21 protein-coding genes are annotated in these 19430 nt (G+C 38.5%); 13 read left to right on the top strand and 8 right to left on the bottom strand.

The window, feature by feature from the left end:
* Nucleotides 1-3 precede the first annotated feature (3 nt).
* Nucleotides 4-213, bottom strand: a complete 210-nt coding sequence (locus CDZ88_RS09720) for a DNA-dependent RNA polymerase subunit epsilon (RefSeq protein ID WP_100373368.1) — start codon at nucleotides 211-213, stop codon at nucleotides 4-6.
* A 434-nt stretch (nucleotides 214-647) separates the two neighbouring features.
* Between CDZ88_RS09720 and CDZ88_RS09715 the strand changes: the two genes are divergently transcribed.
* Nucleotides 648-1424 (top strand): Cof-type HAD-IIB family hydrolase, encoded by a 777-nt coding sequence (locus CDZ88_RS09715; RefSeq protein WP_100374654.1) that lies wholly within the window; start codon nucleotides 648-650, stop codon nucleotides 1422-1424.
* Between the two features lie 61 nt (nucleotides 1425-1485).
* Here CDZ88_RS09715 and def read toward each other — a convergent pair whose 3' ends face one another.
* Both def and CDZ88_RS09705 read right to left on the bottom strand, forming a co-directional pair.
* Nucleotides 1486-2025, bottom strand: a complete 540-nt coding sequence (gene def, locus CDZ88_RS09710) for a peptide deformylase (RefSeq protein WP_100373367.1) — start codon at nucleotides 2023-2025, stop codon at nucleotides 1486-1488.
* Nucleotides 2026-2145: 120 nt separating this feature from the next.
* On the bottom strand, nucleotides 2146-2331 hold the full coding sequence (locus tag CDZ88_RS09705) for a YjcZ family sporulation protein (RefSeq protein ID WP_100373366.1): 186 nt from the start codon (nucleotides 2329-2331) through the stop codon (nucleotides 2146-2148).
* 259 nt (nucleotides 2332-2590) lie between these two features.
* Between CDZ88_RS09705 and CDZ88_RS09700 the strand changes: the two genes are divergently transcribed.
* The 6 genes from CDZ88_RS09700 (at nucleotide 2591) to CDZ88_RS09675 (ending at nucleotide 9089) form a co-directional block, all read left to right on the top strand.
* On the top strand, nucleotides 2591-3244 hold the full coding sequence (locus tag CDZ88_RS09700; protein WP_100373365.1) for a YkyA family protein: 654 nt from the start codon (nucleotides 2591-2593) through the stop codon (nucleotides 3242-3244).
* A 502-nt stretch (nucleotides 3245-3746) separates the two neighbouring features.
* A complete protein-coding gene (gene pdhA, locus CDZ88_RS09695; RefSeq protein ID WP_100373364.1) occupies nucleotides 3747-4832 on the top strand; it encodes a pyruvate dehydrogenase (acetyl-transferring) E1 component subunit alpha in 1086 nt (361 codons plus the stop codon).
* Nucleotides 4833-4835: 3 nt separating this feature from the next.
* Nucleotides 4836-5813, top strand: coding sequence for an alpha-ketoacid dehydrogenase subunit beta (locus CDZ88_RS09690; protein ID WP_100373363.1), 978 nt, complete (start codon nucleotides 4836-4838; stop codon nucleotides 5811-5813).
* A 107-nt stretch (nucleotides 5814-5920) separates the two neighbouring features.
* Nucleotides 5921-7210 carry a dihydrolipoamide acetyltransferase family protein gene (locus tag CDZ88_RS09685; protein WP_100373362.1) on the top strand — a complete coding sequence of 430 codons (1290 nt, stop codon included), beginning with the start codon at nucleotides 5921-5923 and terminating at the stop codon, nucleotides 7208-7210.
* Between the two features lie 3 nt (nucleotides 7211-7213).
* On the top strand, nucleotides 7214-8623 hold the full coding sequence (gene lpdA, locus CDZ88_RS09680; RefSeq protein ID WP_100373361.1) for a dihydrolipoyl dehydrogenase: 1410 nt from the start codon (nucleotides 7214-7216) through the stop codon (nucleotides 8621-8623).
* 163 nt (nucleotides 8624-8786) lie between these two features.
* Nucleotides 8787-9089: a hypothetical protein gene (locus CDZ88_RS09675; RefSeq protein WP_100373360.1), complete on the top strand. Its 303-nt coding sequence runs from the start codon at nucleotides 8787-8789 to the stop codon at nucleotides 9087-9089.
* 32 nt (nucleotides 9090-9121) lie between these two features.
* Here CDZ88_RS09675 and CDZ88_RS09670 read toward each other — a convergent pair whose 3' ends face one another.
* The 3 genes from CDZ88_RS09670 to CDZ88_RS09660 form a co-directional block, all read right to left on the bottom strand.
* Nucleotides 9122-9547 (bottom strand): hypothetical protein, encoded by a 426-nt coding sequence (locus CDZ88_RS09670; protein ID WP_100373359.1) that lies wholly within the window; start codon nucleotides 9545-9547, stop codon nucleotides 9122-9124.
* 182 nt (nucleotides 9548-9729) lie between these two features.
* The gene (locus tag CDZ88_RS09665; RefSeq protein ID WP_100373358.1) at nucleotides 9730-11346 is read right to left on the bottom strand and encodes a glycine betaine uptake BCCT transporter; all 1617 of its coding nucleotides are present in this window, start codon (nucleotides 11344-11346) and stop codon (nucleotides 9730-9732) included.
* 203 nt (nucleotides 11347-11549) lie between these two features.
* A complete protein-coding gene (locus CDZ88_RS09660; protein ID WP_100373357.1) occupies nucleotides 11550-12596 on the bottom strand; it encodes an FUSC family protein in 1047 nt (348 codons plus the stop codon).
* Between the two features lie 135 nt (nucleotides 12597-12731).
* Between CDZ88_RS09660 and CDZ88_RS09655 the strand changes: the two genes are divergently transcribed.
* The 4 genes from CDZ88_RS09655 to CDZ88_RS09640 all read left to right on the top strand — a co-directional run bounded on the left by CDZ88_RS09655 (nucleotide 12732) and on the right by CDZ88_RS09640 (nucleotide 15617).
* Nucleotides 12732-13607, top strand: coding sequence for a polysaccharide deacetylase family protein (locus CDZ88_RS09655; protein ID WP_100373356.1), 876 nt, complete (start codon nucleotides 12732-12734; stop codon nucleotides 13605-13607).
* A 48-nt stretch (nucleotides 13608-13655) separates the two neighbouring features.
* Nucleotides 13656-14741, top strand: a complete 1086-nt coding sequence (locus CDZ88_RS09650; protein ID WP_100373355.1) for a M23 family metallopeptidase — start codon at nucleotides 13656-13658, stop codon at nucleotides 14739-14741.
* Between the two features lie 118 nt (nucleotides 14742-14859).
* Nucleotides 14860-15300, top strand: coding sequence for a hypothetical protein (locus CDZ88_RS09645; protein ID WP_100373354.1), 441 nt, complete (start codon nucleotides 14860-14862; stop codon nucleotides 15298-15300).
* A gap of 191 nt (nucleotides 15301-15491) precedes the next feature.
* Nucleotides 15492-15617, top strand: coding sequence for a GapA-binding peptide SR1P (locus CDZ88_RS09640; RefSeq protein ID WP_100373353.1), 126 nt, complete (start codon nucleotides 15492-15494; stop codon nucleotides 15615-15617).
* Nucleotides 15618-15663: 46 nt separating this feature from the next.
* On the opposite strand, the gene CDZ88_RS09635 is transcribed toward CDZ88_RS09640, so the two are convergent.
* Nucleotides 15664-17136 (bottom strand): aminotransferase class I/II-fold pyridoxal phosphate-dependent enzyme, encoded by a 1473-nt coding sequence (locus tag CDZ88_RS09635; protein WP_100373352.1) that lies wholly within the window; start codon nucleotides 17134-17136, stop codon nucleotides 15664-15666.
* Between the two features lie 213 nt (nucleotides 17137-17349).
* Between CDZ88_RS09635 and CDZ88_RS09630 the strand changes: the two genes are divergently transcribed.
* Nucleotides 17350-18303 (top strand): NAD(P)H-dependent flavin oxidoreductase, encoded by a 954-nt coding sequence (locus CDZ88_RS09630; RefSeq protein WP_100373351.1) that lies wholly within the window; start codon nucleotides 17350-17352, stop codon nucleotides 18301-18303.
* Between the two features lie 32 nt (nucleotides 18304-18335).
* The gene (locus CDZ88_RS09625; protein WP_100373350.1) at nucleotides 18336-18605 is read left to right on the top strand and encodes a UPF0223 family protein; all 270 of its coding nucleotides are present in this window, start codon (nucleotides 18336-18338) and stop codon (nucleotides 18603-18605) included.
* A gap of 49 nt (nucleotides 18606-18654) precedes the next feature.
* Here the strand turns inward: CDZ88_RS09625 and CDZ88_RS09620 are convergent, their stop codons facing one another.
* Nucleotides 18655-19296, bottom strand: a complete 642-nt coding sequence (locus CDZ88_RS09620) for a YktB family protein (RefSeq protein ID WP_100373349.1) — start codon at nucleotides 19294-19296, stop codon at nucleotides 18655-18657.
* Between the last annotated feature and the right edge of the window lie 134 nt (nucleotides 19297-19430).

The raw sequence follows: 19430 nt of genomic DNA, 5'->3' as shown, positions 1-19430 counted from the left end.
AAGTTAAATAGACTCCACATTAAAATCTTCGTGTTGTTTTTCGTAGTCAAGATATGCACCAGAGACAGGTGTTATAAATTCAATATTATAATCACGAGGTATGAGTTTTTTTCGTACGTCGGATTCAGATTCACCTTCTACATAAATTGTTTGTGTACGCTCACGAACAGGGACTTGCATGAGTGTTTCTTGGAAATATACTTTAAAAATCATAGATAAAACCTCTCCTTAACGTTGGTTATATTTTCATTATAAAGCAAATGCGATAGTTTTTCATGTTTTTCTTTTTAAGGAGGTCGAATCCTTTTATTTCTGGAGATTGTAAGAAGGGCAAAATGGCTTTTGAGAAGGTGTTAAAAGATCAATTTTTAAAGAAGTTTGTCCCAATGCCTCTCATTATTGACCTTTACAATTTACGTTATACTTCTATTAATCGGTTTTTAGGTAGTAATTGACGATAATGTTTAATTAATTTTTTTCTTAAGCGTTTTAACAAGCTTGTAACTCCCTTTCTATATGGATTCTGTAGTTTGTAAATGACCAACTTGAGAGTATTTGATATGATTAGTATGTGTAGAATCATTTTTTGTTTTCCGAGGTAATAATTGGTAGTCGGGCAGATGATTAAAGATGGAAGTAGGGGTATGATGAGCAAAAAAGTCGTATTTTTTGATATTGATGGCACATTATTAAATCATAATATGGAATTGCCGCAGTCAGCGAAAGAGGCTATTAGGTCGTTACAAGATGAAGGGGTGTATGTTGCTATTGCAACAGGGAGAGCGCCATTTATGTTTAAGGAATTACAAGAAGAGCTAGGTATTAAATCTTTTGTTAGTTTTAATGGTTCTTACGTCGTTGTTGAAGGAGAGGTCGTGAAGAAATATCCATTGACGATCGAAGAATTAAAAAGGCTTGAGGAGAAATCTAAAATAGGAAATCATTCAATGGTTTTTCTTGATCATCAAGGAGCAACGTCAAATCGCGAAAATGATCAATTTATTAGCGAAAGTATTGGAGGGATGAAATTACCTTACCCTCCTTATAACCCGACTTATTACCATGACAATGAAGTGTATCAGGCGCTCTTATTCTGTGAAAAGCATGAAGAGGAATCGTATGTGAATGGTCACAATTATTTTGATTATATAAGGTGGCACCCTTATGCGATTGATGTCTTACCACGTGGAGGCTCAAAAGCAAGAGGCATAAAAGCTGTATTGGAGCACTTAAATATTGACCGAGAGCATTCGTATGCGTTCGGAGATGCGTTAAATGATATTGAGATGCTACAGTTTGTTGGAATGGGTATTGCGATGGGTAATGGATTAGACGAAGCAAAAAAAGCCGCAAATCATGTAACCAAACATATTGATGAAGATGGTATTTTGCATGGGCTCCGTCATGTGGGTTTGTTACCATAAGTACCAAAGCGATAAAATTGAGTTGATTAGTAAAAAAGGAAGCCCTAATAGGCTTCCTTTTTTAAGGTAATTCTTTTTTTAGTGGGTCTTTGAATGCTTCAATTCGATCGTAAAACATGATCCCGTTTAAATGATCCATTTCATGTTGGAACACAATAGCAACAAGACCGCGTAATCGCAGGGTCACTTCTTCTCCGTCTAAATTAGTTCCTTTTACAGTGATGCGTGCATATCTTGGAACGACACCAGTCACATCACGATCAACAGATAAGCAACCTTCCCCGCTTTCTAAATGCGTTTCCTCTAATGAATGGCTCATAATTTTCGGATTAAACAATCCCATACTATAAAGATTTTCTTGATCGTCTTCCACGTGTACAGCGAACATTCTCTTGGCGATTCCGATCTGAGGGGCAGCGATTCCTACACCTGGTCGTAAATCATATACTTCAGAGATGTCTGGATCTTGACTATTAATAACGAAGTCTAACATCTTTTGTAATGTTTCTTTATCTTCTTTAGAAGCGGGTAGAGGGACTTCTTGTGCTACCTCACGTAAGACGGGATGTCCTTCACGGACGACATCCTTCATAGTTAGCATATATGTATCACTCCTTTAGTTTCTCACTATTACTTTAAAAAGAATGAAACAAAATAGCAAGTTCTTTGTAAACAAAAGAGAGCAAGCGAAAATGCTTACTCACTCTCTTGCATGTAATGATTAGCAGTGTCCGCCGTGCCCGCCAAAGCGAGAAGCGCCCACGATAATCAATAAGATGAATAATACAACGATTAACGCGAAGCCTTTTCCGCAACCGCCACCGCTACCGCTATAACCTGCTACCTGACCACCATAACCGTATCCACATGGATCATAACATCCGCCACCATAACCGTATCCGTACATGAGAATTCCTCCTTTTTTGTAAAAAGCCATCGCATTGGGTGCGACTCACTAACTACTCTATGCAGAACACCATAGTGTGGTTGGGTAGATGCCTATTTTTCAGAATAAACTTAAAAAATCTTTATTCGATGCACATATTAAAAGGTGATTTGTCATACTTTTAAAAGAATGACAAATCACCGAGAAGATAAGTCTTGTTATTTTTTGTCGAGTCATTTAGTGTGGTAATGGACAAGTGTATAGGGGTAAGGGGGAACTAATGGCTATGAAAAGAAAAATAATTGGCTTTGTAGTAGCGACTAGTGTATTGGTGGGTTGTGGAAATAGCGCAACGGAGACAATGTATGAGCATTTAGAAAAGGCGGTTGAGCTTGAAGAACCATTTGCCGAGCAACAGCAATTGATTCATGAAGCAGAGGAGAATGAATATCAGCTTTATGAGAAGATTATTGCATTAGGTGTTGATGAAATTGAGGAAGTCTCAGAGCTAGCTAATCAAGCGCTCGAATCCATCGCTATGAGAGAAGAATTGATTCAAACAGAGAAAGAAAGTTTAAATGAAAGTAAGGAAGAGTTTGAACAGGTTGATTCTGTCGTTAGTGAACTCGATCGCGAAGAATTAAAAGAACTAGCCGATCGATTAAAAGCGGAGATGACGAAACGTTATGCTAGCTATGAAGAACTCTATGCTGAGTACATAAAAGCCATTGAAGAAGATCAAACTCTATTTGAAATGTTAAAGGATGAAACATTAACAATGGAAGATCTGCAAGGTCAGATCGATCGAGTCAATGATCAGTACGAAATCGTTCATGAAAAAAAAGAGACATTTAATAGTTATACACAGACTTACAATGAAACGAAGAGAACGTTTTATGAGGAAGCGGAGCTAGATGTTCACTATACAGAGTGAACATCTTTTTTTGTTGGGAAAAAGATTTCTATTTGTTTAACAAGCCGGAAACTGTCGTTTTATGTAAGGGTTTAACTGTGTTAGTGAAATTCATATTTCTGTATAACACAGTTTTTGTAAAAGTTTTTTTGATTGTGAAAAACTTTGCAAATAAAACGATAAACAAAAGGATTGACGGATGAAATATGATTGATGTAGACTTATCATAGTAAGGTAAGTTGTATTAATGGATTCCTATTCTGACTGATACAGAAATGAAGATTGGGCAGATGGATGGATTGGAACAATCGTGAAAGCTTACATATTTAGACATAATCTCTTTATATCCTTTTTTATTGATGAAGAAAATCGTTGACTACATTGATTTGTAGGTTATGTATGTCTTATGAATGGGTATCCTAATAAAGAGTTTTGTCGAAGAAATGACTCAACAAGCAAGTACATGTAAAAATGACATTCATGATTGTGTGAATTTCCTAAAAGAAAGGTATGGTGAAGGTAGATGAGTACAAAAACGTTAGAGCAAGTAGAAAATCAATTTGAAACGTTTCAGATTTTAAACGAAGAAGGCAAAATTGTTAATGAAGCTGCAATGCCTGAACTAAGTAATGAACAATTACAAGAGATTATGACACGCATGGTTTACACTCGTATTTGGGACCAACGTGCGATTTCACTTAACCGTCAAGGACGTCTAGGTTTCTATGCACCGGTAGCAGGTCAAGAAGCATCAATGCTTGGAAGTCAATACGCTTTAGATAAAGAAGATTGGATTTTACCGGGTTACCGTGATATTCCACAACTCGTATTCCATGGTCTTCCTCTACATCAAGCATTTTTATGGTCTCGTGGTCACTATGCTGGAGGAGAGATCCCTGATGGCTTAAACATCATGGTTCCTCAAATCATCATTGGTGCACAAATCATTCAGACGGCTGGAGTAGCATTAGGCCTTAAACGTAGAAAAAAAGAAAACATCGCAATCACGTACACTGGTGATGGTGGTGCTTCACAAGGTGACTTCTATGAAGGAATGAACTTTGCTGGTGCTTATAATGCACCTGCAGTATTCATCGTGCAAAATAACCGTTTCGCGATCTCAGTACCAGTTGAGAAGCAATCAGCTGCAAAAACAATCGCACAAAAAGCGGTTGCTGCAGGTATCGAGGGAATCCAAGTAGATGGTATGGACGTATTAGCTGTCTATGCAGCAACTAAAGATGCACGTGATCGTGCTCTTTCTGGTGGCGGCCCTACATTAATTGAAACAATGACTTACCGTTATGGTCCTCATACGATGGCTGGTGATGATCCAACACGTTATCGTTCATCAGATCTTGATGATGAGTGGACGAAGAAAGATCCAATCGTTCGTTTCCGTAAATTCCTAGAGTCAAAAGATTTGTGGACGGAAGAGCAAGAAAACGAAATCGTAGATAAAGCTAAAGAAGACATTAAGGATGCAATGAAGAAAGCTGATAGTACTCCAAAACAAAAAGTAACGGATCTAATCGGTTTTATGTTTGAAGAGTTACCAGCAAATCTTCGTGAACAAATGGAAGAGTATAAAGCAAAGGAGTCGAAGTAACCGATGGCGCAAATGACGATGATTCAAGCAATTACGGATGCAATGCGTAATGAGCTTAAGAATAACGAAGATGTTCTTGTGTTTGGAGAAGACGTTGGTCAAAACGGTGGAGTATTCCGTGCGACTGAAGGTTTACAAAATGAATTCGGAGAAGAGCGCGTGTTCGACACTCCTCTAGCTGAGTCTGGTATTGGTGGACTTGCAATCGGTCTTGGATTGACTGGTTTCCGTCCTGTTATGGAAGTACAATTCTTTGGTTTTGTTTTTGAAGTATTCGATTCAATTGCAGGTCAAATGAACCGTCTACGTTACCGTACTGCAGGTAAACAATCTGCACCAATCACAGTTCGTGCACCATTCGGTGGCGGCGTTAAAACACCTGAAATGCATGCAGATAGCTTAGAAGGATTGATGGCTCAAACTCCTGGTTTGAAAGTAGTTATTCCGTCAACTCCATATGATGCAAAAGGTTTATTAATCTCTGCTATTCGTGATAACGATCCTGTTGTTTACTTAGAGCACATGAAACTTTACCGTTCATTCCGTGGTGAAGTTCCTGAAGAGGAATACACAATTGAACTTGGTAAAGCAGACATTAAGCGCGAAGGTAAAGACGTTTCGATCATCACTTACGGCGCAATGGTTCACTCTTCTCTTAAAGCGGCAGAAGAGCTTGAAAAAGAAGGAATTGATGCAGAAGTTATTGATTTAATGACAATTAGCCCACTTGATATTGATACAATTATTGCTTCTGTTAAGAAGACAAGCCGTGCGATTGTTGTTCAAGAAGCTCAAAAAGCAGCGGGTATTGCTGCAAACGTTGTTGCAGAAATTACCGAGCGTGCAATCCTTAGCTTAGAAGCACCAGTACTTCGAGTAGCAGCTCCTGATACGGTTTATCCGTTCGCTGCAATAGAAGATGCATGGTTACCTGACTACCAAGAAATTATTGAAACAGCTAAAAAAGTTGTTAATTTCTAATTTTAAAATGACAATATGGAACAATTGAAAGGAAAGGTATTCATCTTTCCTTTTCACTTATTTACCTATCCATTATTTAAATGGTTATAAAAAGGAGGCACTTCAAAGTGGCATATGAATTTAAACTGCCTGACATTGGTGAAGGAATTCACGAAGGTGAAATTGTAAAATGGTTCGTTAAACCTGGTGACGAAATTAAAGAAGACGATATTCTTCTTGAAGTTCAAAATGATAAAGCGGTTGTTGAGATCCCATCTCCTGTAGAGGGTAAAATCTTAGAAGTGAAAGTTGAAGAAGGAACAGTAAGTATCGTTGGGGATGTACTCATTACAATTGATGCTGGCGACATGAACCCTGAAGAGGAAAGTGCACCAGCTGAAGAGCCTAAAGAAGAAAAAGCTGAGCCTGCAAAAACTGAAAAAGAGGAAGCTCCTGCAGCTGAAACGACGTCTGATGACGATGATGATACACGCGTCATCTCTATGCCATCTGTTCGTAAGTTTGCTCGTGAAAAAGGGGTTAACATTAAGCAAGTTTCAGGTACCGGTAAAAATGGTCGTATCTTGAAAGAAGATGTTGAAAACCACTTAACTGGTGGATCTACTACTGAGAAAACACAAGCGGAAACATCAACTGAAGAAACGACTTCGCAACCAACAGCTACAAAGTCTGAACCAACGTCAATTCCAGTTGGAGAACTTGAAGAGCGTGTACCATTCAAAGGTGTTCGTAAAGCAATTGCAAAAGCAATGGTTAACTCGAAACACACAGCTCCTCACGTAACCCATATGGATGAGATCGAAGTATCAGCATTAGTTGCTCACCGTAAACAATATAAAGAAACGGCAGCAGAACAAGGTACGAAGCTTACGTACTTACCATACGTTGTTAAGGCTCTTACAGCAGCTCTACGTAAGTATCCATCTCTTAACGCTTCTATTGATGATGCGAACGAAGAGATTGTTTACAAGAAATACTTCAACATCGGAATTGCCGCTGATACTGAACACGGTTTATTTGTACCGGTCGTTAAAGATGCAGATCGTAAATCCATCTATGCACTAGCGGATGAAATTAATGAGTTGGCAGTTAAAGCTCGTGATGGTAAACTTAGTGGTGCAGAAATGAAGGGTGGATCAGCTACAATTTCTAATGTAGGTTCTGCTCGTGGTCTATGGTTTACACCAGTTATCAATCACCCAGAAGTCGCTATTCTAGGTATTGGTCGTATTGAAGAGAAGCCAGTCGTAAAAAATGGCGAGATTGTCGCAGCACCAATGTTGGCACTTTCTATTAGCTATGACCACCGTTTAATTGATGGGGTAACAGCTCAAAATGCTTTAAACCACATTAAACGTCTGTTAAATGATCCACAATTACTATTAATGGAGGGGTAATGAATGGTTGTTGGAGATTTCGCAAATGAAGTAGACACACTTGTCATAGGTTCAGGTCCAGGAGGGTACGTTGCAGCAATTCGTGCAGCCCAACTCGGACAAAAAGTAACAATCGTTGAGAAAGGAACTGTTGGTGGTGTATGTTTGAATGTAGGTTGTATTCCATCAAAAGCTCTAATCTCAGCAGGTCATCGTTATCACAATGCGAAGCATTCTGATGATATGGGGATTATTGCAGAAGGTGTTTCCATAAACTTTGAAAAAGTTCAAGAGTGGAAAGCATCTGTCGTTAAAAAATTAACAGGCGGTGTGGAAGGCCTTCTAAAAGGTAATAACGTTGAGATTGTTCAAGGTGAAGCGTATTTCGCATCTGAGAACTCAGTTCGTATTATGGATGAGAAAAGTTCACAAACATACAATTTCAAAAATTGTATCATCGCAACAGGTTCTCGCCCAATTGAACTTCCTAGCTTTAAATATACAGATCGCGTCATCAATTCTACAGGTGCGCTTGCTCTTAAAGAAGTACCTAAAAAGATGGTTGTAATTGGTGGAGGATACATTGGTATTGAGCTTGCCGGTGCTTATTCTAATATGGGTACAGAAGTTGTTGTTTTAGAGGGTGGCAAGCAAATTCTTCCTGGTTTTGAAAAGCAGATGGGTAAACTAGTTGAACGCAGGTTAAAGAAAAACAATGTTCAATTCCACTTTGAAGCAATGGCGCAAGGCGTTGAAGAAACAGACAACGGTGTGACAGTGAAAGCTGAAATAAAAGGCAAAGAAGAAGTGTTTGAAGCAGATTACGTACTAGTAACAGTTGGACGTAAAGCAAACACAGATGAACTTGGTCTTGAGCAAATCGGCATTGAAATGACAGATCGTGGCGTAATCAAAACAGACAAGCAATGCCGCACAAACGTAAGCAACATCTATGCGATTGGTGACGTTATTGAAGGTCCTGCGTTAGCTCATAAAGCATCTTACGAAGGTAAGATTGCAGCGGAAGCTATTGCTGGTGAAAAGTCTGAAATTGATTACTTAGCTATCCCTGCTGTAGTATTCTCTGACCCAGAGCTTGCTTCAGTTGGTTACAACGAAAAAGAAGCAAAAGAAGCAGGATATGATGCTTTAGCATCTAAATTCCCGTTTGCAGCGAACGGTCGTGCATTGTCTCTTAACGATACAGATGGCTTCATGAAGCTTATCACTCGCAAAGAAGATGGTCTGGTGATCGGTGCTCAAATTGCAGGCCCTAACGCTTCTGATATGATTGCTGAACTTGGACTAGCTATTGAAACTGGTATGACAGCGGAAGATATCGCTCTTACTATTCATGCGCATCCTTCATTAGGTGAAATCACTATGGAAGCAGCAGAGGTTGCTTTAGGTACACCAATCCATATCGTAAAATAATCATTTTATAAAAGAACTACTCGATAATCCGAGTGGTTCTTTTTTTAGTATTTAATTCACATTTGACAACTCGGATTAATATGATTTATAGTAAGACAAAGCAGAACTGATCGGACATCCGAAGGTACTCCAATAAGTCTACTAACTAATTGAGGTGAGAAAGGTGAAGTTAAAATCTCTTTTAAAAATGACACTGGGTGCCTTATCAACAATGAGTCATATTCCACTTCCACTTTTATTTTCGGATCAATTTATGAAAAAACACACGATATTTACAAGCTATCAAGAGTTTATTGAGTGTAGCACAAAGAATATCGTTACACTTAAAGATTTTGAGCAGTCAGAAGAGGGATGGGATGAGTTTCTTCAATCCACAACGACTTTCAGCGGCTGGAGAGAGATGACGGAAACCGCATTAGATGAATACTATCAGACTCGCCCGTTTGGACCGTTTCCAATCATATAAACAAACAGGGATGAACACCATAAAAATGGCGTTCATCCCTGTTTGTTTATATGATAATTAGATGGATCATCCGTACCTTGATGCAATCTAAAAGTTTGTTGAAGCTTCGCTACAATATCTTCCTTTACATGATTTCCTTCCATTCTTAAATGAATGTTATCTCCTTGGATGATTAACATTGTAGGAAAGGTTTCAACAGCAAATTGCTTGATCGGATCTTTGTCATCAGCCTCAATGATTTGAAATGATGTGATCTGATCAGGGTAGTTATTTTGAAGCTCAAGTAATGCATCATAATAGGTGTGTTCTTTATCATAAGAAGCAGGGTCAGAAAAAAGAATCGTAACCATTTCTGTATTTGTTTCAGAAGGTAGGTTTGAGTGAACGCTTGAAGTAGGAGAGACACAACCTGTTAGCATGAATAAAGACGTTATGAAAATAAATAACAGTTTTTCCATGAATGTATGTCACTTCCTTTAAATAAATATGATCTATTCATTAGTTACCTCATTCTAGCATGCTTCAAACCAAGAGATTGGATAAGTAATCGAATTGTAACCTAAAAGCAACATCGTTTTCTCTTTGTAATGTACAAAAAAAGAACTTATGCGGGATGCATAAGTTCTTTCAATTAATCTTTTTAGTCCTTTTTCTTAAAAGAAGCTTTCTCTTCTTTTAATCGATTCTTTTCTTGTTTTAACGCTTCCTTTTCTTGCTTTATTTCATAGCGTTCTTGACGCATACGTTCTTTATCGGTTACTAAAATCTCTTTCTCTTCTTGTAATGATTTCATAAGAGAAACGATCATAAAGATCATAATTACTGTAAAAGGTAAGGCGGCAATAATTGCAGCAGTCTGCAATGCTCCAAGTCCTTCTGGTGAACTTAGAAGGATCGCAGCCATAGCTGAAATGATAAGACCCCAAACGAATTTCACTGAATTTGGAGGATTTAACTTACCGTTTGTTGTTTGCATGCCGAGAACGATAGTTGCTGAGTCAGCTGATGTGACAAAGAATGATGAAATAAGGAACACAGCAATGATTGACATAATTAGTCCTAATGGGAACTGCTCTAATACTGCAAACAAGGCCACTTCCATACCTGAATCACTCATTGTGCCCATAATATCTGCAATGCCTTCACGTTGTAAGTAAATTCCTGTTCCGCCAAAGACACTGAACCATAAAGCCCCGAATAAAGCAGGTACAGCTAAGACACCAATGACGAATTCTCTAATCGTACGTCCTCTAGAAACGCGCGCAATAAATGTTCCGACAAACGGCGCCCAAGAAATCCACCAAGCCCAATAGAAGATCGTCCATCCTTCGACCCAAGTGGTTTCGGAATTATAGACATCTAATCTAAAGCTCATTCCGACTAAATTTTGAACATAACTACCAATACCTTGAGTGAATACCCCCATAATGTAACTTGTAGGTCCGAAAAATAGCACAAAAAGCATTAGTAGGACAGCTAAGTAAACATTTACTTTACTTAAGATACGAATCCCTTTATTGAGTCCAGTTTGAGCTGAAATCATAAACAGGATAGTGACAATGACGATAACTATTAATTGCAATCCAATGTCACTAAATGAGCCTAATCCTGGGATTAAATAAGCAAGCCCAGCTGAGATTTGCGCAGCACCAAAACCAAGTGAAGTAGCAACACCAAAGATAGTGGCGAAAACAACAAGGACGTTAATCATAATCCCAATGCTGCCATTAACTCGATCGCCAATTAGAGGTCTAAAGATGGCACTCATAACAGCAGGTGAATCTTTTCTAAACTTAAAATAAGCAAGCGCTAGAGCAACAACGGAGTAGATTGCCCATGGGTGTAATCCCCAATGGAAGATAGAATAACGCATCGCTTCCCCTGCTGCAGCGTTTGTTGCTGATTCTGCACTAGGTGGGTCAAAGAAGTGATACATTGGTTCTGCTACTCCCCAGAAAACTAAACCAATACCCATACCAGCTGTAAATAGGAAGGAAAACCATGTTAAATAATTGTACTCAGGTCTTTCATCAGGCTTCCCTAGTCGTATTCTACCGTAAGGACTAAAAATTAAGTAGATAGAAAAGAGTAAAAAACCGGTTGCCGCAAGGAGGTAAAACCATCCTAGCTCGTCTGTAATAAAGCCTTGAACTGTTTTGGTCACTAGTTCAAGGTTTTGAGGTGCGATAATGCCCCATGCAATAAAAGCTACAGCTATTACCACAGATATGATAAATACAGGCGTAATTTTTTGCATTGAAAAACCACCTTTCTCGAAAAACATATATGTATTTTTAGCACAACCTTTAACCTACCATAATTCGACTTAAACTGACAACGATAAGTCACTGTAAAGTAAAGAATAGATGTTGGCTTATATCTTTTAGCCTATTTAACGAGTGGATAAACGCGTGATTCGACATTTTTTAGTTTTTATTCATAAATCAAATTCAAATCGACTCATTCATATTGAAAATCACCTTTGAAAATATAGCGAGGATAGGATTCTTCTTGAATAGAAAAACGCCGCTCATCAGCAGTAATACTAGCTAGTTCTTTAGCTACTTGATGTAATGAGATCAGTTCATGACAAATTATAGTCATAGTTTCTTCACTAAGGCTATTTGGACCACGTTGTTTTTTTATGTCTTCCATTAATGAATGATGATTAGTGGCCATTTGGTGTAGCGGATCTTCAATGATCTGACTAAAGGAACGAATAGTGTCCATCATAGCTTCTTTCTCTTCGTTTGTTATATGATGGTTCATTCGTATGTGGCTTAATTTTCCAATGTGAAATAAGACAAGGTGGAGGTAATCAAGTTTCTTTTTTAAGAAACCAAATGAACGTCGCTCAAACTCATTGGATTTTCGATAACGCCACTCATCATACTGATATTGTGTGAGTTTATACGTTTCTGTGAGTTGTATATATAATTCACGATAATAATGAGTACGGTCATACTCGTTATCGAAAAGTAGGTGCCGCATTGTCTCATTTAATGTGGTAGCCGTTCTTATAAATAAAGCATCTACCTTCTCAACGAGAATAGGTCCAAATTTTGGTGGTAATATCACGAAATTTACAAGTGTAGACACGATGATTCCAGTTGATGTACCTGACATCCTTGTTAAAAAATCAACAACGACATGATCGGTGGTACCAGGAATCATTGCGACAGCTGTTAGTGTAGCGACTAAAGTTCCCGTATCTAATTTAAATTTCGAACATGCAACGATTGTTAGCATGGCGACTAATGAATATGTGAGAGCAGATTGTCCAAGTATTACATCAAATAAAATGGCAAAGCTCGCTCCTATGGATGCGGCAGGTAGTCGGATCAATCCTTTTTTTAATGAATCGACAGCCGTAGGTTCAATGGTCACAATGGCAGTAATAACGGCAAAGGTTGCAGGGAGATTTAGCCAATGACATATGAAAGCTGTAACAAAAACAGCTAAACCAGTTTTTAACACTCTACGACCGATAATAACGTGTTTACGCATGAAATACCCCTTTAGACACTAGACTTCATTATCAATTAGTATGAATCATGTCGAAAGAAGTTATACACAGCTACCATGTTAGGAAAAAGTTTGATATGATTTAACGGTTACTAGAAGACAAGGGGTGTACGAAGGATGAAACAAATATTGGTATATAGTGCGATTGTAGCTCTGATTTCTATATTGTTACTAGGATGTTCAAATGCGTTCGATACTTCAGATGATGTAGATTCAACAGAACCTATAGGGGACGAGCTAGATAATAACGAAAAGTCAGAAGAAGTCGAACGCGAAGCAGAAATAAATAATAAGGATGAAAATACGGAAGATGCTAAAGAAGAAGATGTAAACCTCGATAAAGAAGATGAAGTTGAATTGATGTATGAAATAAACCCCAATAACTGGAAAGTAGAGCCAATTAATGGAGCAGACCCAAAAGTGGTTTTATTAACTATCGATGATGCCCCTAATCAATATGGGTTAGACATGGCTAAGCAATTAAAAGATCTAGGTACAGGTGCTATTTTCTTTGTGAATGGTCACTTTATTCGTGATGATGAAGGCCAAGAAGCGTTAAAGGAAATATATGAGATGGGCTTTGAGATTGGTAATCATACGATGAATCACCCGAATTTAAACCAATTAGCTAAAGAAGAACAATATGAAGAGATTGTTGCTTTAAATGATCTGATAGAAGAAATAATTGGCGAGCGACCTCGTTTTTTCCGAGCACCGTTTGGGGTGAATACTGATGAATCAAATCAAATTGTCGCAGACGAGGGTATGGTAATGATGAATTGGACCTATGGGTATGACTGGGAAGCGGAATATACAGAAGCAAACGCATTAGCAGATATTATGGTAAACACACCATATTTATCAGAAGGTGCTAACTTGCTTATGCATGACCGTGAATGGACTTCGGAAGCGTTAACAGAAATTGTACAAGGCTTAAAAAACAAAGGGTACAACATAGTAGATCCTAAGACCATTAAAGGTCTAGATGAGTAAGTAAGAAGTAAAAGCGATAAGTAAAAATTTGAAATAGAAATGAGAGGCATGAGAAAAGTGAAACGTATTGGACTGATGCTGTTGTTCCTCCTTGTTTTGATCACAGCTTGTCAACAAGCAAGTGAAGCAGAACAAGAACAAGAACAAGCAGAAAAAGAGAAAGAAGATCTAAAAGCTGAACAGATTGAAGAAGTGCCTATCGAGGTAAAAAGTGAAGGGGCCTTCTTTCATCTAGATGATCTCATCAATGTTACAGGTGGTCAGTATATATTTGATGAACTTCATCGCACCCTCCAATTAACGATACATGAAGACCGCTTTTATATGGTTGATGAAGTGCCTGTGCTTGAACGGAATGGCGAGTACTTAGCGACAAAAGACATCTATTTTACGATTGATGATCAACAAAATGTGTATTTACCGACCGCTTTTATAGAACAAGGGTTAAATATTCCTGTTACCTATGGTGAGGATGTAGCAAAAATCGCATGGCTAGGACCATCTGAGGCGGTGGGTGGACCGCCTACATCTTTTAATTTTGATCAATGGACAGTTGATCAAATGGTCGAACATCTTGAGTTTCTAGAAAAACCTATTAAAGATGCTGAAGTCAGTACGGTGCCAAGCCATTTACCAGGTGCACCAAGGGCGTATCGAAATGGCTTTCATGAGGGAATCGATTGGTACGACTTTTCATCAGGAGGAAATATAAATACAGACACGCCGATTTATGCAATGGGTGAAGGGATTGTTGTTCGCGTAGATCATGATTACGAAGAATATCCTTCGCCTGGAGTACGGAATCAAGATTTAGCAATCACTGCTGAACTCGGTGAGACACCTGAATATATATTTGACCGTTTACGTGGGATGCAAGTATGGGTGCAATATCCTAACGGTGTTATGAATCGTTTTGCCCATCTAGACTCCATTCCAGATGAGTTGCAAGTTGGAGATCGAGTCAACTCAGAAACAATCATTGGATATGTCGGAAATTCAGGGACAAGTGGTGCAGTAAACAAAGATTTATCAGGACTTCATCTACATCAAGATCTATTAATTTATGGTGAATTATTTTGGAAGCCACTTACACAAGCAGAGGTGACAGAAGTATTAACTCGAATTTGGAGATGATGAAGGTTGTGACAAAAAACGACTGAAGCTTTCATTTATCTTCATTTAGAATATGGTATTCTATACTCATAGGCTGTTCTTATACAGCTTATGAGTATTTTTGTGGAGGTCATAGGCAGTGGTTGATAAATCAGAATTACTAGATGAATTACGACTAGCTGTTGGCTCTGTACCTGATTACGCTAAGTCGTTAACGGATTTCTATCATGGAATCGTGTTTAAACTAGTCAGTGAAAAAGTTACTCAGTTTTCGGTTTCATTATATGAAGTCAAAGAAACAGAGTTTGCTCAAGTAACTTTTGCGGGGCTCCCACCAAGTGAAGGTGACGTCCCGTTTGGTGAGGGATTACAAAGTATTGCTGCGGTTAGAGGCGAGATCGTTTTTGAGATGGATGACGATAATCAATTTATTATTGCTCCTTTTTACAAAGGTCATCATTTAATAGGTCAATTGTTTTTTGAAATTCCACATACAACCTATACGGTTTCTACAGATGATTTAATCTTTATTAAAGAAGTGACAAGATTTATTGAATCGAAATATGACGAATTTACTTAGGGGCCTGCATATTTGCAGGCTTTTTTTATAGATATAAAAGAAATAACTTCATGACGTTGAGTAGAACACATTAGACAGAAATATAATTAAATGTGTTATACAAATTAACTATTGACGGATCGATTGTGACATATTATTATAAGGTTATAGAAAGTTAACCGCTTACAAAAACGCATAAAGGGGATGCTCATATGGGTACAATCATTTGCCAAACGTGCAACAAGACAATTGAACACTTTGAAGGTGAAAAGGTTACAAAACTTTATGCTAAAGGTCAAAACTGCATTCAATGTAAATCAACTCCTAAGCAAAAATAATCAAAAAGCATGTTCTTCAATCTATTGAAGAACATGCTTTTTTTCTTTATTTAATGGCTTGGTGTTCTTTGATTACTCGTAACGTTTGAAAAGAGCCATCTTCTGGACCTTGTACAGGGAGTCCTGCTTGAAGGTTTTCTTCAATGTAGGAAAGGTTTTCCCTTGTTATAATCTCACCAGGAATCAGAATAGGGATTCCTGGTGGATAGACCATAATAAACTCAGAGATGACTCGACCTGCTGACTCATCAAATGGGATAACCTCTGTCTCAGCATAAAAAGCATCACGTGGAGACAAGGACAAAGTAGGGATATTAGGTACATAGACTGCTTTAGGTTTTAATGTTGAAGAACGTTGATGGGTCTCAGAGAGCTTTGTTAGCGCCTCAACGAGTATATTCGTTTTGTCTTTTGTATCGCCTAATGAAACGATACAAAGAATATTATAAAGATCCGACATCTCAACTTCGATATGATAGTGATCACGTAACCAGTTTTCCACTTCATAACCGTTAATGTCCAAATCCTTAATGGAAATAATTAGTTTTGTCGGATCGAGATCAAAAGTTGCTTTAGAGCCTAAAATTTCTCTTCCGACACATCGGAATCCTGGAATTTCATTAATTTCTTTTCGAACTTGTTCGGCTAAAGCAATTGTTTGGTCAAGTAATGCTTTTCCTTCTGTGGCTAAACGCTTTCTCGCCACATCTAATGAAGATAACAATACATAGGAAGTGGATGTAGTCGTTAGCATACTAATAATCGATTGTACACGTTTAGGTGAAACAAGTCCTTCTTTTACATTCAATATCGAGCTTTGTGTCATTGATCCTCCGAGCTTATGAACACTCGTTGCTGCCATGTCTGCACCTGCTTGCATCGCAGATAAAGGGAGGTTGTCATGGAAATGAATATGCGCGCCATGTGCTTCATCAACAAGGACTGGGATGCAATAAGAATGGGCGATCTCAACAATTTTCTTTAAGTTTGCTGACACACCAAAGTACGTTGGGTTGATAACAAGTAGACCTTTGGCATCCGGATGCGCTTCTAATGCTTTTTCCACCGATTCGAGCGTAATACCATGTGAAATGCCAAGTTCAGGATCGATCTCTGGATGGATAAAGATCGGTGTAGCTCCTGAAAAGATAATGGCTGACATAATCGACTTATGGACATTCCGTGGAACAATTATTTTATCTCCAGGTCCACAAACTGACATGATCATGGTCATAATTGCCCCGCTTGTTCCTTGTACAGAGAAAAACGTATAATCGGCACCGAATGCTTCAGCTGCAAGCTCTTGAGCTTCTTTAATGATGCCGTGAGGATGGTGAAGATCATCCAATGGAGCGATGTTGATTAGATCAATTGACAATGCGTTCTCCCCGATGAAGTTGCGAAACTCAGGGTCCATCCCTGTGCCTTTTTTATGTCCAGGTATATGAAATTGAACAGGATTCTTTTCTGCATGATTACGTACCCCTGTAAATAGTGGGGTTAACTTTTGTTGTGACAACAAACTCACCTCATTATATGTAGGTCTAGCCTAACGATTAGTAAAACAAATTTGAGTATACCAAAACAAAGACTACTCTGCATAGAAACAAATTTTTGAAAATGTTCATGATTTTCATACTGTGCCCCTAAAACAGAGCTATGGTACACTAAGAAATGAAGTCAGATTATTCATGAATTTATTCGAAGTCTTTGAATTTGAGGGGGAATACGTATGTGGGAAACAAGAGTAACGAAATTATTAGGAATTGAGTATCCAATCATTCAAGGAGGACTTGCTTACCTTGCTTACTCTGACCTTGCAGCAGCGGTTTCAGAAGCAGGAGGTCTAGGACAGATTACAGCGATGTCGCTTGAAACACCAGAAGCGCTAAGAGATGAAATAAGAGCGGTACGTAAAAAAACGAAGAAGCCTTTCGGTGTAAACTTTGCGATAGGACAGCATGGCCGTCCATTTGAACACATGCTCCAAGTAGCGATTGACGAAAAAGTCCCAGTCGTATCCATGACCGGAGGAAATCCTACGCCAATCTTTGATCAATTAAACGGAACTGGAATTAAGACTTTAGTTTTAGTTGCGGCAAGGCGCCAAGCAGAGAAAGCAGAAGAACTTGGAGCAGATGCGGTAATGGTCGTTGGTCAAGAAGGTGGGGGGCATCTTGGGCGCTCAGATACGGGTACAATGGTGTTAATTCCGCAAGTGGTTGATGCGGTCAACATCCCTGTGGTTGCTTCTGGAGGAATTGGAGACGGTCGTGGTATGATGGCAGCATTGGCGCTTGGAGCAGAGGGTATTGAAATGGGTACTCGCTTTATCGCGACAAAAGAATGTGTACATGCAAGTCCGCTGTATAAAGAACGCATCATGGACGCGAGTGAAGAAGATACAGTTGTCATTAAACGTTCAATAGGTGCCCCAGCTCGAGCGATTCGAAATGTATGGACAGAAAAAATCTTAGAAATTGAAGAAAAAACACCAACATACGAAGCGCTTAAAACGTATATAAGTGGGGAAGCAAACAAAGCCTACATATATAATGGTGAGGAAGAAGAAGGTTTTGGTTGGGCAGGTCAAGTTATCGGTCGGATTAAAGACGTACCTTCTGTCGATGAGTTGTTCAAGCGGATCATCTCTGAAGGAAACGATATACGAAAGCGATGGACGTAATATCCGAAAAAGGTAAATGAGGTGAATAAAGAATGGAAATAAACATGCCGCTTTCCATTGATTGGTCAACGCAAGAAGTGATTGATGTGGTTGAATTCTTTCAATCGATTGAAAAAGCTAATCAGAATGGTGTAAAGCGTGACGAGTTACTAAATAAGTATCGTCGCTTTAAAGAAATTGTTCCTTCAAAAAGTGAAGAGAAGCAAGTATTTAAAGATTATGAGTATCAATCAAAAGTCTCATGTTACCATACGATCAAAAAGGCTCGGGAACTAGAAGAAAATAAGATCGTAAAAATGTAAACAAAAAAAAGCTGACCAGCTTTTGATATGCTGGTCAGTTTTTTTGATGTCAAGATAATACAGATGCTTTTTGTGCCTGTTGATAGAGGGGGAGAAGCGTATGGTACGTTTTTTCTATATGATCAATGAGTGCTTGCCCATCTGCTAGTAACGGATCATTACGATCAATATGAATTCCGCAAAGTAGTTCAGCTTTTTTTACGTCCCTTAGACGCTCTAACATTGAAATAAATTGTTCTTTATTAAGATCAGCATGTTTAATAGCCTCTGGCTTCATGTGATCAATCGACCAAACAAAATGGTCTGGTAGAGATGTTAACCAATGACCTGGATCTTTTAAGAGCTCTTGTGCGAACACACCTTTTTGCGGAGCTTCATAGATCATGGCAAACCAGACAAAGAGATGAGACTCGAATAGTCCAATTTGGAAATGAGGTAATTTTTTATACCCACGCTTATTGGCTGAAAAAGCGACCCATGTATCATTAGGTGGGTTTACTTTTCTTCTAGCATGCTTCGCAATATGAGTAAACATCTCATCTCCAATATAAGCAGAGAGGGTAGGTGAAAGTTCGTGTCCTAACATTTCAAACTTAGGACGGATTTGTGTTTTTAGTGCTTCCATACGTGGCTCAAGGCCCTCGATCGTAAAGATATCAAAGTCCTCTTGAGTAAATGCGAGCTTAATCATAGTAGGTTGCCTCCTAAATAAATTGTTCTATAATCCTATCATAACCAAATAGAAGAAAGCATGTTTAGAGCCTAGGCAATCAGAAAAAACTTCAAAAAGAAATTAATCATTGGTTGCTTTTTATCTTGTCTTAA

Origin of the sequence: Bacillus sp. FJAT-45037, from assembly GCF_002797325.1 — a bacterium.
In the GTDB taxonomy this organism is placed as follows: Bacteria; Bacillota; Bacilli; order Bacillales; family Bacillaceae_D; genus Alkalihalophilus.
This window is presented reverse-complemented; position numbering and strand designations above follow the sequence as displayed.